A 15,328-nucleotide genomic window follows, 5' to 3' on the forward strand; every position below is an offset into this window, starting at 1 on the left:
AAAGACAATACTACATTTCTCCTTTTACCAAAAAAGTTTATAAATACTGACGATACTTCGACAATTTCCTCGGAAATATTTCCTTTCCCCACATAATTTGATACACTACATATGAACAGACACTTGTATTACATAAGCTAAAATAATAACTTACTGTACAAATTGAAAAGCACACTCTTCATATGAAGAATGTGCTTTTATGTTATTAACGTTTAATCCAAACAGCGCCTGCCGATTTATCCTCTGCTTGTCCAACAACTTGGAATTTAAGTCCAAGGTTTGGAACTTTTCTTCCTGCGTCTGCAATTTGTTTGTTACTATATACTTTTGAATCATCAAAAGTTGTAACACCTTGTAATCCAGAATAGTTAAACTGTCCACGTGTTAATGAATTTACACTCCATGCTGGTGTTTGATCAAATGAAAATGCAGCGTCTGCAATTTGCATACCTGTATTACCGTACGCTGGTTTCCCGTTTAAATTACCAACAAGTGCTTCTGGATGAGAGTCTACAACGCCAAGGAAGCCCTCACCTGGATGTACCCCAACCCAGTTATCTTTAAAGCTATCATCTGCATACCAAACGACAAGACCTGTATTATACACCGGACCTTTTCCTGCTTTTAATCCATTATCTGATCCCGCATAGTTTCTCCACTCTAAGTAGTAATAATGAGCTTTCTTCTCTGTTCCATCAGAAACAACAAAACCATTTAAATTCATTTTAGCCTGTCCTTCTGTATCATCAGAAAATACAACTTGTCCATCAACAGTTACATTTACATTATCCATTGCGAAACCTTTATATGTTACAGCCGGATCTGTAATATAATCGAATTGCAGTTTCACTTTTTTTCCTTTAAATTGACTTAAATCATATGATTTATCAATCCATTTTCCATCTGTTGTATCTTTATCTTCTTGGACTACTTTTTCTCCAAGTCTATCAATTAATGTTTTCGTTCCATCTTCTGTTACTGCATGCACTTCGACAAAATCGCACTCTGCTTCTAACTCATAATTTGCTTTATAATCGAATTTTGCATTTGTTCCTTTTGTTAAATCAAAGAATGGTGTCTCTAGTGTTGTATGCATATCGTCTCCTCTTGTACTATAATATGCATGCTTTCCAAACTCCGGTTTAATCGTTTCAACACTTTTACCTGGTAAGTTAACACGTACAACGCCTGGACGATTGGATTTCGTAACACTTTGATCAATATATGTAGGAACTCCTACTCCACGCTTAATTTTATCGTAATCTACTTCTAAAATTTTTGCCCAGTTGCCGCCCATATTCTTTTGTAAGAAGTCTTTATTTTGTGGTGAGAAACTAGTTGGCTCTGTTCCTGCAATTTTCCCTGTCCAACTACCTCCACTCATTAATGACCATGCTTCGACAGGTGAACCAGTTCCAGTATATTTCGTGTCATATTCATCTGGTAAGCCAAGATCATGTCCAAATTCATGCGCAAATACACCTACTGCTCCATCTTCTGGTTCAATTGTATAATCATGCGCCGCTACTTTTCCACCAAAGTAATCTACCTTTGATTTTGTACCTTCAACCGCTACTGGATCTATTGCTAGTTTTGAACGATGTGACCAAATTGCATCATCACCTAATTTACCGCCACCAGCTTCTTGACCAACGCCAGCATGGATTACCATTAAATGATCAATTACACCATCAGGTTCATTTTGATTTCCATCACCATTTGTATCATATCTATCGAATTGATCAAATTGAGATAAATCTAACCCTTTCTCAGCAGCTGCATGTAAAGCTTCTTTCACTAAATCACGTGCGCCTTTTGGTCCTTTATTATCGTGACCACTACTACCATCAGCACCGTAGTCAGACGCTTTTCCTGGAACAGTTAGCCATTCCGTTACATATCCATCCGTCGTATAACTACCGCCAGACTGCTCTTCATAATATTGTTTAAACGTTTTTACTTTTGAACCATCAAATAATGTGTACGGTTCATTACCAAATAACATTTTTTGATAATGCTCTCTACTAAAGTCATTCGAATACATATACCCTGGTGTTTGATCAATATTATTATGTTTATAATCACTAAATTCAACGAGTAATACTAATACTTTATCATTTCGAACTGACCCTTTATATGGCGCTTGCTTTGCTTTAGAAGTTGGGACTTGTCCATTCAATTGTTTTTTATTTGGTTCTGGTTTTTGCTCAGGACTAACATTTTTTTCAGGTTTCTTTACTTTCTCCTTTTCTTCCATTTTCTTCTCTTTTACTTTTTTCACGAAATCAGATGCCTCTTTAGCAGTATCCGCTGGAAGAATTTCTTTATTTGCCTGATCGCCTTGTTTCTTTTCAATATACTTTTCTACAGCTTTTTTCGTTTCTTCTTTAGAAGATGCTGGATTAATTGTTCCTCTTTCTTTCAACGCTTCCGCTAAACGATCCTCTTGAATTAAATTGTAATCAATTGTTGTTGTAGATACATTTTCTTTCTCTTTTGCTGGCGTTTCTGCGTATGCTAGCGGAGTACTCATTACAGATGTGCATCCGATAATTGCCGCAATTGCTAATGATGACAACACTTTAAATGGCGCTTTTCTTCTCATTCTATTTCTCTCCTTTTATAAAACTTAAAATTCAGATAAATGAGTGCATTTAAATCGAAATCCCTATTTTCTGCCCTCCCTATATAAAAAGGCATAATTCTATAAACGTTAAGCTTTCTGTTATAGAATCATGCCCCTCCAGTTTTCTGGTCAGAACCTCTACCTTTTTATGTCGAAATATGAAAAATAAAAAGTGATTTGATATATATTAAATAGCTTATATAACAAATTTAAAAGACAATATGCAAAATTGCATGAAAATTCTTTTAAATAAAAAAGAACCCTAGTCAATTAAACTAGGATTCTCGATTTTCTATTATTTCTCTTGTGTTTTTTCCCAATCAGCTAAGAACTTCTCAATTCCTTGATCTGTTAATGGGTGCTTCACTAATGAAGCAATTACGTTTGCTGGGATTGTTGCAATATGTGAACCGTTTAATGCTGCTTCTGTTACGTGAACACTGTGACGTACAGATGCTGCAATGATTTCTGTTTCAATGCCGTGAATTGCAAAGATTTCTGCGATTTGGCGGATTAGGTCCATACCGTTATGACCGATATCGTCTAAGCGACCTAAGAATGGTGAAACGTATGTTGCACCAGCACGAGCTGCAAGTAATGCTTGAACTGCTGAGAATACTAATGTAACGTTTGTACGAATTCCTAAGTCAGAGAATGCTTTTACTGCTTTTAAACCTTCTGTTGTCATTGGAACTTTTACAACAACGTTTGGAGCAATTTTCGCTAACTCTTTTCCTTCTTCGATCATTTTATCAGCTTCTAAGCTAATTACTTCTGCACTTACAGGTCCTTCTACAACGTTGCAAATTTCACGAATACGCTCGTGGAAATCTACGCCTTCTTTTGCTACAAGTGATGGATTTGTCGTTACTCCAGCTAATACTCCTAATGCATTTGCCTCTTTAATTTCGTTAATGTTTGCTGTATCGATAAAGAATTTCATTTGTTATTCTTCCTTCCTAATTTTCATTTTATATTTATTTATTTTTCTTAATAAGCTCTAATTCAATCGGAATAGATTTGTCTACTTTTTTACCTTGCGTGATCTCTTTTGCTGTTTGCATCGCCTTCTCCCCGATTAATTCCGGTTTTTGAGCAACTGTTGCAGCCATACGCCCATCGTTAACCGCTTTTACAGCATCTTCTGTTGCATCAAAACCAACAACGACTACATCTGTTTTTCCAGAAGACTTCAATGCTTCAAGTGCCCCTAATGCCATTTCATCGTTATGCGCAAACACGGCTTTAATATCACTATTTGCTTGCAAAATGTTTTCCATAACAGATAATCCTTTTGCTCTATCAAAATCAGCTGCTTGTTTTGCAACTACTTTTAAAGACTTATCCGCTACGTTATGGAATCCTTTCCCGCGCTCACGAGCAGCAGAAGAGCCAGGGATTCCTTCTAATTCAGCAACATTTGCTCCCTCGCCAACTAATTCACGAATGTAATCACTAGCCATTTGACCACCTTCAATATTATTAGAGGCAATGTGAGAAACAACTTTACCTGAATTTGCAACGCGGTCTACAGTGATAACAGGGACATTTGCTGCATTTGCCGCACTTACTGCTGAAGCAACAGCATCTGAATCGGTTGGATTAATAACAACTACATCGACACCTTTTTGAATTAAATCTTCAACATCATTTGTTTGCTTTGCTGCATCATTTTGTGCATCAACAGCAATCAATTCAATGCCGCTTTCTTTCGCTTTCTTTTCTGCCCCTTTTTTCAAAGTCACAAAAAATGGATTGTTTAAAGTTGAAACAGAGAATCCAACTTTAATAGTTTTATTTCGACCTTTATCGCTAGAATCCTTTGCCCATTCTGGTGGTTCCATTGAACAACCAGCAGTAATGACCATAATACATGCAACGAGTATAAGTAACCATTTCTTCATGAACTATCCCTCCATTACGCTTCTTTTCGGCGATCAATCAATACAGCTAGTAAGATTACAAGTCCTTTTACAACTTGTTGGAAGAAAGAAGATACACCTAATAAATTTAAACCGTTATTTAGTACACCGATAATAAGTACACCGATGAATGTACCAACAATCCATCCTCTTCCCCCAGAAAGACTTGTTCCACCTAATACAACTGCTGCAATTGCATCTAATTCGTAAGAAGTACCTGCAGTCGGCTGTGCAGAATCTAGTCGTGATGTTAAGACAATACCTGCAAGCGCTGCCAAAATTCCGGAAAGACCATAAATCATTACTTTAATTCTCGTAACATTAATACCTGATAATGCTGCTGCTTCTTCATTTCCACCAATTGCAAATGTACGGCGACCAAATGTCGTTTTCTTCAAAATGAAGTACAGTACTGCGAAAGCGACCATCATTGTAACAGCCGGTACCGGAATACCGAGAAAATAACCGCGGCCAAACATTTGGAACATTAAATGATCACCAAGGCCAGTGATCGGACGTCCGTCCATATAAACAAGCGTCAACCCGCGAAAAATAGTCATTGTTGCTAAAGTTGCAATAAATGGAGCTACTTTTCCCTTCGCTATGATGATACCGTTTACAATTCCCATTACAAGACCAGCTAATAATCCAACTGCCATCGCAAGGAACGGGTCCATGCCACTTGCCATCATTCCAGCAACAAGTGCACTTGATAATGCTAAAATAGAACCTACCGATAAGTCAATACCCCCTGTTAAAATTACAAAGGTCATTCCGAATGCAATAAGCGCATTAATCGATACTTGACGCAGTATATTAAATAAATTTGGAATCTCAATAAATGCCGGATTTAAAGCTGTAATTACGACGATAATTAATACTAAACCGATTAAAGAACCGAGTTGTTGTAATACATTCCCCTTCTTAGCCATCCTTACTCTCCCCCTGTAGCTAGTGCCATAATAGACTCTTGTGATGCCTCATCTTTCTCTAAAATGCCGCCGACTTTTCCTTCATGAATAACAAGAACGCGATCACTCATTCCTAAAACTTCTGGAAGCTCAGATGATACCATAATAACGGCATCGCCTTGCTCAGTAAGCTTATTCATAATAGAGTAAATTTCTTTTTTCGCTCCAACATCTACACCCCTTGTTGGCTCATCTAAAATGAGTAACTGCGGGTGGATACCTAGCCATTTTGCAATAACGACCTTTTGCTGATTTCCACCAGAAAGAGATTTCACCGCTTGCTCTCCACTAGCTGCTTTCACATTAAGAAGTTTCATCATATCCGCTGTAAACTGTTGTTCTAGTTCGTTACTTAAGACACTTCCCTTTGAAAGAATTTCTAAATTCGGTAAGGCTAAATTTTCTCGAATTGAGAAATCTAAAACTAACCCTTCAGATTTTCTATCCTCTGTAATAAAAGCTATTCTTTGTCTAATCGCATCTATCGGACTATCAATCTTTACTTCTTGTCCATTTATAAAAATTTGGCCAGAATCTAAAGGTTCGTATCCAAATATCGCTTTCATAATATCTGTACGGCCAGCTCCCATCAAGCCAGCAACACCAAGGATTTCACCTTTTCTCACTTGAAACGAAATATTTTCAAACTTCCCTTTTTTCGTTCCGTTACGCATCTCAAAAATGACATCGCCAATTTGACTATTTCGCTCTGGGTAACGTTCACCAATGCTGCGCCCCACCATCATACTCACTACTTCATCAAATGATGTTTCCGGAATAAGTCTCTTTCCTACGTATTCCCCATCACGTAAAATCGTAATGGCATCACATATTGAAAAAATTTCTTCCATTCGGTGTGAGATATAAACGAACGAAACGCCTTCTTTACGTAATTTATTAATGACAGTAAACAACGTTTCAATTTCACGATCTGTTAATGCAGCTGTAGGTTCATCCATAATAATAACGCTCGCGTTTGTCATTAACGCTTTCGCAATTTCGATAATTTGCTGTTGTCCAACCGATAACTCTCCTGCCAACATAGCGCCTTTTACATGTAACCCTAACTCCGCTAGTTGCTGCTGCGCAATCGCGTTCATTTGACGCGTACGTAAAATACCTGTCTTCCCATACATTAACTCTTTACCGAGAAACATATTTTCAGCTACTGTTAAGTTCGATAATATGTTCAATTCTTGATGTATAAATGCAATACCGTACTCTTCTGCTTCTTTCGCATTTTTAAAAGTTCGTTCTTGTCCATCAATCGTGATTGTTCCACCATCTTTTTTGTATACACCTGTTAAAATCTTCATGAGCGTTGATTTACCCGCTCCATTTTCCCCCATCAATGCATGGACTTCCCCTGTTTCAATCATAAACTGTGCATTCTTCAAAACAGGATTGCCATTGAACGCCTTAGAAATATTTTTCATTTCAATACGCATTCCCATCACTTCCTTTTATTAAAAAATCACGCCTGCATGTAAAATTACATTGGCATAAGGAGTAGCCTCTCCTGTACGAATAATTGCTTTCGCTTTCTTCGTGTGCTCTTTAAATTGTTCATGCGATACATATTCAAATGCTGGCTCTATTAATTTCAGCTCGATTTCTTTATTTACTTCCGCATTATTGTTAATGACTTCTTCTGCTAACGTTACTTTTTCAATTGCCATATCATCAGCTACCACTTGCAATACGTCTAAAAAGCTAGGTTTTCCAATCTCAACAGCTAAATCAATTCGTTTTACTCCGTCAGGAATTGGTAACCCGCAGTCTGCGATTACAATCGTATCTGTATGTCCAAGTGAAGCAAGGACTGATGCAATCTCACTGTTTAATACACCGTGCTTTTTCATCCGACAATCACCTGTACTTCACGTACTCTATCTCTCGTTGGCATACCGCCCTGTGCTCCAAGTTTCGTTACAGAAAGGCCACCAGCAATATTCGCAAAACGAATTGCTTTTTGAAGTGTTTCTCCTTCAGAAAGCGCAACTGCTAATGCACCATTGAATGTATCACCAGCTCCGGTCGTATCTACTACATCAACAGCGATGCTAGGAACATGTACAATCTCCGTACCATTATGGAAACGAACACCTTTAGAACCTTCTGTCATCAATAATTTATTTGGATATTTAGCCAGCAAATCTTCAATTGGTGATGTGAAATCATCTAATACGATGCGGCACTCATGTTCATTTGGTGTAATATAAGTTGCCTTTTCTAAAATATCTTCTGATAACACTTGTGCTGGTGCTGGATTTAACATAACTGGAATATTATGCTCCTCACAAATAGCCAATACATATTTTACTGTTTCAAGTGGAATCTCTAGTTGAAGAACAACCATATCTGCTTTTATAAGAAGATCTTTCGAACGATCTACAACCGACTCATTTACAAGAGCATTCGCTCCTTGCACGACAACAATACTGTTATCCTCTTCTGCTAAAACGATATGAGCAATTCCTGTCGCTGCATCTGTAACCGGTACCACATAGTCGATAAAAACGCGTTCGTTCTCTAAATTGCTCCTAACTACAGTTCCATAATTATCGTTTCCTACCGCTCCAACCATCGCTACATTTGCGCCTAATCTAGCTGCAGCAACCGCTTGGTTGGCTCCTTTCCCTCCCGGGATTGTATGAAATGCTTCACCAATTACTGTTTCTCCTGCTTTCGGACGCTTTTTTGAAACAGCCACTAAGTCCATTGAAATACTACCTACTACTGCAATATTTGGCATCTGTTTCATCTCCTTACTTCGTTGTATTTCGTTCTATAATTTCAATCGGTAAACGATAGTGTTTCTCTTCTAATACGTTTCCTTCCATCTGCTCTAACAACAGCTCTGTTGCAATTTTCCCCATTTCATAAATTGGCTGTGCAACAGTTGTAATAGATGGATACATCATTTCTGTTAAAGAAATTCCATCGAATCCGATAATTTGTAAATTATCCGGAATAGAAATCCCCTTTTGAAGTGCAGCCTTTACAATACCTATTGCAATTAAATCATTCCCAGCAACAATTCCATCAATATGTGGGTATTCTTCTAATAGTTCCACCGCTACACGCTCACTATTAGCTGGATCAAATGTACTCTCTGCAATCATATAAGAAAGATTATTTTGCGTAATAACGTCTACAAAACCTTCAAAACGCTCATTAGCCGTGCTTACGTCACGCGGTCCGCGAATATGCGCAATATGTTTACACCCTTTATCTATTAATAACTTTGTCGCTGCCTGACTCCCTGCATAGTTATCTGCATATACAGTAGGAATACGCTCATTAAACATACGGTCAATTGCAACAACTGGAACAGACAACTTCATGTAATTAACACTATTTTGTGGATTTGTTGCTACAATAAATCCATCCACATTATTTTGCCTAAGTACATCAATATATTGCTTTTCTTTCTCTAAACTCTCATCAGAGTTACAAAGGACAACTGTGTATCCTTGCTTATGCGCTACATCTTCTACGGCACGTGCAACTTCTGGAAAGAATGGATTCACGATATTTGGAACAACTAAGCCAATTAAACGAGATTTTTTATTATACAGTGAACGCGCTACTGTACTAGGTTTATAATCTAGCATCTCAATCGCTCGCTCTACTTTCTTTAATGTATCTTCATGAACATATCCATTTTTATTTAACACTCTGGAAACGGTCGCAACAGATACTCCCGCTAATTTTGCAACGTCTTTAATCGTACTCATTCTCTTTCCTCTCCATTTCATGTAACCGTTTACAGAAAATAATATAACGTATTTCTAGAAATACGTCAATCATTTCTCACAAAAAAGCTTTTAAGGTTATACTCAAAAAAGCACCGCCATAAGGCGATGCTTTTTCATTACGAATATGATACAGTTTGTTCTTTTTCTTCTACAGAAGGCTCTTCAGCGTCTTTTTTACGATCTGATAGTTTAATCTTCTGTAAGAAAATCGTAAAGATAGCACCCACTACAATGAATACTAATCCTGTTAAGAATACAGTATGAAGTGAGTCTACTAAAGAGTTTTTCAAAATTGGTACAATGCTGTTAGCGAATGCTTCTGGCATTTGTTTTAATGCCTCTGGACTAAATAGCATCGAATATAAACCTTGTGGGTCTGTATGAATCATATCTTTAAACTTCGTTACCATTTGTCCCGCTTCTTTCGGGAACGTATCTAATACAGGTACTAATTTATTTGTTAATGTTGTACCTGAAGTGTTATTCATGATTGACCCTAAAATTGTAATACCAAATGTTCCACCGATTTGACGGAAGAACTGACTTGATGATGTTACGACACCAAGATCTTTTTTCGGAAAGCTTTCTTGTAACGCTAATGTTAATGTTGGCATTACAAGACCCATGCCTAAACCGATAACCATCATATAAGAAGTAGCAGTAAGTTTAGTCGTGTGCATATCCATCGTTGTTAATAACCAGAAACCACCAGCCATAATAAGCATCCCTGTAATAATTTGTGGTTTCACACCAACTTTTAATACAAGTTGACCACCGATAATACTCATCACAATCATTGTAATCATCATCGGTGTCATGATTGTTCCTGATTCAGCAGCACTTACTCCTACAATTCCTTGCATGAAGAATGGTACGAACATAATCGCACCAAACATTCCGATACTCATAAAGAAACCAATCGCATTCAGTATCGTAAACGTGCGATTTTTAAAGAAATGCATTGGTAAAATCGGTTCTTCTGCTTTCGTTTCAACGATAATAAAGCTAACAATACCAATTAGAGCTAATGCAAATAATCCGATAATTTGCCAAGAATCCCATGGGTAATCTTTTCCACCAAACGTTAATGCAAGTAATAAACTTACAACACCGAGAATCATCGTAAAGATTCCAGCGATATCAATTTTGATCGGTCCTGTTTGTTTATGTGACTTTAATCCCATTGCAATAAAGATTGTTGCTAAAATACCAACTGGCAAGTTAATGTAGAATACCCATCTCCAGTTCACTGCGTCTACAATCCAGCCACCCACTTGTGGTCCAATTACAGAAGCAAGACCGTATAACGCACCAAAAATACCTTGCCATTTCGCACGTTCTTTTCCCGTAAACATATCTCCGATAATAATCATAGCCATTGGCATCATAATACCGCCACCAAGCCCTTGAATACCACGGAAAATAATTAATTCTGTCATACCATTTGCCATACCACATAACGCCGAACCAACCATAAAGATAACTAGTCCCGTAATATATACGTTACGACGGCCAAGTAAATCCGCTAATTTACCTGCAATTGGTACAACTGTCGTTGATGTTAACATATAAGCTGTTGTTAACCACGTCATTAAGCTTAATCCGCCTAGTTCACCGACGATACGCGGCATTGCTGTACCAACAATTGTTCCATCTAATGCAGCAAATAGCATCGCGATTATTAAACCAATTAACAACAACTTTCTATTTATGTTTTCTTGTTGCTCCATGTAATCTCCTCAATTCCTCTTAGTTATTCTCTTTTTTCTCTTGTGTCCCGCAAATAATTGTTTCTAACTTCTCGAAAAGACGTAATAAATCTTCTCTTTCTTGTAACTCTAAATGTGAAAAATATTTTGCAATATGCTCATTACGAGCGGTCATTGCCTCTTCTACTCTAGCTTTCCCTTTCTTTGTTAACTCAATGATGACAACACGACGGTCATCTTTGTCGTGATAGCGTTCTACTAGCTCTTGGTCAATTAGGCGATCAATCATCACTGTAATTGCACTAGGCTTTACATACATCTTTTTTGCTAATTTTGTCGCTCTTGAAGCACCGTAATGATCTAAAATCTTTAAAATATAAAACTGCGGTGGTGTAAGTCCTGTTGCTTGCATTTGTTCTAATAACTCCGTCTGCATTTTCTTTCCAATCGAAAAGGCAAGAGCTTGAATTTTATCGATATGCGTCATATCATTTGGCATGTTATCCACCTCTTATTTAAGCAATAAAATATTTAACGTATTTAAATATTAATCCCACGAACAAAATCCGTCAACACTTTTTATTTATAAAAACGTTTACATTTTTGTCACAAAGTTGTATAATTTTCGACGAAGTTAATATTGACAGTCACGGAGAATCGGAGTATACGGCTATGAATCATAAAAAAGGAAACTTTTTTATATTTCATGGCCTTTTTATATTCTCTCTGACTTACAACATTTCAAATTCATTAGGGGAGGATTTTCATTTTATGTTTTTCACACAATTATTTAAACCTGCACCCCACGCGGAACGCTTACCAGCTGATCGCGTTGATAGCGAATACCGTAAATTACGTTTACAAGTATTCTTGGGTATCTTCATCGGCTATGCAGGTTACTACTTTGTTCGAAAAAACTTTTCACTAGCAATGCCATACTTAATCGAACAAGGCTTTAGTAAAGGGGAACTCGGGGTTATCCTTTCAGCAGTTTCTATCGCTTACGGATTAAGCAAATTTCTTATGGGTATCGTATCCGACCGTTGTAATCCTCGCTACTTTTTAGCAGCTGGGCTATTTTTATCAGGTATCATTAATATTATTTTCGGCTCATTTTCTTTTATTACAACGAGCATTATACTTATGTTTGTCCTTCAGTTTTTAAATGGATGGGTACAAGGTATGGGCTGGCCTCCTTGTGGTCGTACGATGGTTCACTGGTTCTCTATTAGTGAACGTGGTACAAAAATGTCTATTTGGAACGTCGCTCATAATGTCGGTGGCGCACTTATGCCTTCTCTTGTAACATTAGGGTTATATTTCTTTGCAAATGACTGGCATAGTATTTTTTACTTCCCAGGTATTCTTTCAATTTTAGTTGGTATTTATGTATTAATTACGATGAGAGATACACCTCAATCTTGTGGATTACCTTCTATTGAAGAACATACTGGAGAATATCCAGCAGATGAAAAAGTAAAAGATCGAGAACGCGAACTTTCAGTAAAAGAAATTTTATTTACATACGTACTAAACAATAAATTTTTATGGTACATTGCTATCGCGAACGTTTTCGTTTATTTCGTACGTTACGGCGTTGTAGACTGGGCTCCTACTTATTTAGTAGAGGAAAAGAGTTTTACTCATAGTAGCTCTCGCACAGCTTATGCTCTATACGAATGGGCTGGTATTCCAGGTACACTTCTTTGCGGATGGATGAGTGATAAACTGTTTAAAGGACGCCGCGCACCTGCTGGTATTTTATTTATGGTTGGTGTATTTATCGCCGTTCTTGTTTACTGGCTAAATCCTCCTGGTAATCCAATGGTTGATAGTATCGCACTTGTCGCAATTGGATTTTTAATTTATGGACCTGTTATGTTAATCGGCCTACACGCACTAGACTTGGCACCAAAAAAAGCTGCTGGAACTGCAGCTGGTTTAACTGGGTTCTTCGGTTACCTAGGTGGAGCTACTTTTGCTAGCGCAGCTATGGGCTTTATCGTCGATGCATTCGGATGGGATGGCGGATTCATCTTATTACTTGTATCTTGTGTACTTGCAATGTTCTTCCTTGCTCTTACTTTAAAGACAGGGTCTGCAAAAACAAAACAAGCTTAAGTACTAATATTATTCTTATCAAAAAAAGAGAGACTGTTCTTTCCAGAACACCTCTCTTTTTTCTACATATAATACTTTTTTCTTACAAAAGATTTATTTCCCTCTCACATATATGTTAGCGTTTCCAAAACACTTCAACTACTAATACAACTGCATTCAATTTTTGTATAAAAAGATTTTTGAATATTTTCTCAACTTATGCTTGTCAAACATTGTCAATTTATATTAAAATAACAACAACATACAAAATATTTAGTCTTTTCAGAAAAGATGGAGGGATAGCCATGAAGAATCCACTTCTTCGCATTGAAAACTTACAGACTTCCTTTCGCATACAAGATCACTATCATGCCGCAGTTGATGATGTTTCGTTAACTGTCCATGAAAATGAAATTGTCGCGATAGTTGGTGAATCAGGTTGCGGAAAAAGTGCACTTGCCCTTTCTATTATGCGACTGCATAATGAAGCAAATACAAAATTACAAGGGCAGCTTAACTATAGAGATAAGGATCTACTAACTATGTCAGCCGCAGAGATGAATAAAGTACGCGGATCAAACATCGGTATGATTTTCCAAGAACCTCTTACAGCACTCGATCCTCTGATGACAGTTGGAAAACAAATCGAAGAAAACTTAGACTACCACACAAGCCTTTCAAAAGTTGAAAAAAAAGAGCGCACCTTAGAACTACTTCATCAAGTTGGTATTCCAAAACCAGAACTTACATATAAACAATACCCACACGAATTATCTGGCGGAATGAGACAAAGAATTGTTATCGCAATTGCAATTGCTTGTAACCCAGCACTCATTATTGCGGATGAGCCAACAACGGCTCTTGACGTAACCATCCAAGCACAAATTTTAGACTTACTAAAATCTATTCAAGAACAAACGAAAATGGGCATCATTTTAATTACTCATGATTTAAGTGTTGTCGCAGAAACAGCCGATCGTATCGTCGTTATGTACGCTGGACAAGTTGTAGAGACAGGAAAAGTTGAAGAGATTTTTAACAACCCTCTTCACCCATATACTCGTTCTCTATTAAACTCCATTCCATCTGCGTATGGTGAAAAAGAAAAATTGCATGTAATTCAAGGGGTCGTTCCTTCTTTAGCGAAGCTTCCTCGCACAGGTTGCCGTTTCCAAGCTCGAATTCCATGGATTAGACCTGATCAACACGAGGAAAATCCAATTTTACATGAAGTAAAACCAGACCATTGGGTACGTTGTACTTGCCACAAGCATTTCAACTTCCAAGATAAGAAAGGAGATGACGTAGCTCATGGCACTGCTTAAAGTAGAAGATTTAAAAGTGCATTTTCCAATTAAAGGTGGTTTCTTCGGCCGCACATTAGATTACGTGCGTGCTGTCGATGGTGTAAGTTTTGAATTACAATCGGGTGAAACATACGGGATTGTTGGTGAATCAGGAAGTGGCAAATCAACAACGGGTAAAGCAATTATGCATTTAACGAAAGCAACAGAGGGTAGCATTCATTTTAATAATAGAGATTTAACAAAATTAAGTCGCTCTGAGCTACGTGAACAACGAAAAGATATTCAAATGATTTTCCAAGATCCGTATTCATCGTTAAATCCGAAGAAACGTGTTCTCGACATTATTGCTGAGCCTCTTCGAAATTTTGAGAAGTTCTCACCTGATGAAGAACGTAGAGCGGTTCAAGAATATCTTGATAAAGTTGGTCTAAATCCAGAGTCAATTTATAAATATCCACATGAATTTTCCGGTGGGCAAAGGCAGCGGATTGGTATTGCACGCGCTCTGACGTTAAAACCGAAGCTTATTATCGCTGATGAACCTGTATCAGCACTAGATGTTTCTGTACAAGCTCAGGTTTTAAATTTTTTACAAGATTTACAATCTGAACTTGGACTAACGTACTTATTTATCAGTCATGATTTAGGTGTAATTCGCCATATGTGTGACCGTATCGGTGTTATGTATCGCGGGCGCATTGTGGAAGAAGCAACTAGTGCTGAAATTTATAACAATCCACAGCATATTTATACGAAGCGCCTAATATCAGCAATTCCTGATATTCGTCCTGAAAACAGAGAGAGACAACGTAAGCTCCGTCAACAAGTAAGCTCTGAATACGAGAAATCATACGAAAATTATTTCAATGAAAACGGTCGTGCTTATGACTTAAAAGCAATCTCGCCAACGCACCGGGTGGCATTACCATAAG

The 15,328-nt window shown here is 37.5% G+C and carries 13 protein-coding genes; 3 read left to right on the forward strand and 10 right to left on the reverse strand.

Annotated features, from left to right (window positions below; genetic code table 11):
• Nucleotides 1–205 precede the first annotated feature (205 nt).
• From inhA2 to MKO96_RS23315, 10 genes are all read right to left on the reverse strand, one after another.
• Entirely contained in the window at nt 206–2,605 is a 2,400-nt protein-coding gene (inhA2, locus tag MKO96_RS23270) for a M6 family metalloprotease immune inhibitor InhA2 (protein ID WP_240588827.1), read from the reverse strand.
• Nucleotides 2,606–2,921: 316 nt separating this feature from the next.
• Nucleotides 2,922–3,569 carry a fructose-6-phosphate aldolase gene (fsa, locus tag MKO96_RS23275; RefSeq protein WP_000667662.1) on the reverse strand — a complete coding sequence of 216 codons (648 nt, stop codon included), beginning with the start codon at nt 3,567–3,569 and terminating at the stop codon, nt 2,922–2,924.
• A 34-nt stretch (nt 3,570–3,603) separates the two neighbouring features.
• Nucleotides 3,604–4,530: a ribose ABC transporter substrate-binding protein RbsB gene (gene rbsB, locus MKO96_RS23280; protein WP_087979445.1), complete on the reverse strand. Its 927-nt coding sequence runs from the start codon at nt 4,528–4,530 to the stop codon at nt 3,604–3,606.
• Between the two features lie 14 nt (nt 4,531–4,544).
• Nucleotides 4,545–5,480: an ABC transporter permease subunit gene (locus MKO96_RS23285; RefSeq protein WP_001074645.1), complete on the reverse strand. Its 936-nt coding sequence runs from the start codon at nt 5,478–5,480 to the stop codon at nt 4,545–4,547.
• A 2-nt stretch (nt 5,481–5,482) separates the two neighbouring features.
• A complete protein-coding gene (gene rbsA, locus MKO96_RS23290) occupies nt 5,483–6,967 on the reverse strand; it encodes a ribose ABC transporter ATP-binding protein RbsA (protein ID WP_240588828.1) in 1,485 nt (494 codons plus the stop codon).
• Nucleotides 6,968–6,985: 18 nt separating this feature from the next.
• Nucleotides 6,986–7,381: a D-ribose pyranase gene (gene rbsD / locus MKO96_RS23295; RefSeq protein WP_000716160.1), complete on the reverse strand. Its 396-nt coding sequence runs from the start codon at nt 7,379–7,381 to the stop codon at nt 6,986–6,988.
• Nucleotides 7,378–8,274: a ribokinase gene (rbsK, locus tag MKO96_RS23300; protein WP_087979442.1), complete on the reverse strand. Its 897-nt coding sequence runs from the start codon at nt 8,272–8,274 to the stop codon at nt 7,378–7,380. Before rbsK ends, rbsD begins: the two co-directional genes overlap by 4 nt.
• Before the next feature lie 13 nt (nt 8,275–8,287).
• The gene (rbsR, locus tag MKO96_RS23305) at nt 8,288–9,259 is read right to left on the reverse strand and encodes a ribose operon transcriptional repressor RbsR (RefSeq protein ID WP_000104028.1); all 972 of its coding nucleotides are present in this window, start codon (nt 9,257–9,259) and stop codon (nt 8,288–8,290) included.
• Between the two features lie 137 nt (nt 9,260–9,396).
• A complete protein-coding gene (locus MKO96_RS23310; protein ID WP_240588829.1) occupies nt 9,397–11,010 on the reverse strand; it encodes an MDR family MFS transporter in 1,614 nt (537 codons plus the stop codon).
• A 19-nt stretch (nt 11,011–11,029) separates the two neighbouring features.
• Entirely contained in the window at nt 11,030–11,488 is a 459-nt protein-coding gene (locus MKO96_RS23315; RefSeq protein WP_001132358.1) for a MarR family winged helix-turn-helix transcriptional regulator, read from the reverse strand.
• 272 nt (nt 11,489–11,760) lie between these two features.
• On the opposite strand from MKO96_RS23315, the gene glpT reads away from it, so the two are divergent.
• The 3 genes from glpT to MKO96_RS23330 all read left to right on the forward strand — a co-directional run bounded on the left by glpT (nt 11,761) and on the right by MKO96_RS23330 (nt 15,327).
• Nucleotides 11,761–13,110: a glycerol-3-phosphate transporter gene (glpT, locus tag MKO96_RS23320; protein ID WP_087979441.1), complete on the forward strand. Its 1,350-nt coding sequence runs from the start codon at nt 11,761–11,763 to the stop codon at nt 13,108–13,110.
• Nucleotides 13,111–13,394: 284 nt separating this feature from the next.
• On the forward strand, nt 13,395–14,414 hold the full coding sequence (locus tag MKO96_RS23325; protein WP_240588830.1) for an ABC transporter ATP-binding protein: 1,020 nt from the start codon (nt 13,395–13,397) through the stop codon (nt 14,412–14,414).
• The gene (locus MKO96_RS23330) at nt 14,401–15,327 is read left to right on the forward strand and encodes an ABC transporter ATP-binding protein (protein ID WP_240588831.1); all 927 of its coding nucleotides are present in this window, start codon (nt 14,401–14,403) and stop codon (nt 15,325–15,327) included. The genes MKO96_RS23325 and MKO96_RS23330 overlap by 14 nt, the downstream gene beginning before the upstream one ends.
• The last annotated feature ends 1 nt before the right edge of the window (nt 15,328 follow it).

Origin of the sequence: Bacillus sp. ES1-5 (genome assembly GCF_022487605.1) — a bacterium.
Classification (GTDB): domain Bacteria; phylum Bacillota; class Bacilli; order Bacillales; family Bacillaceae_G; genus Bacillus_A; species Bacillus_A wiedmannii.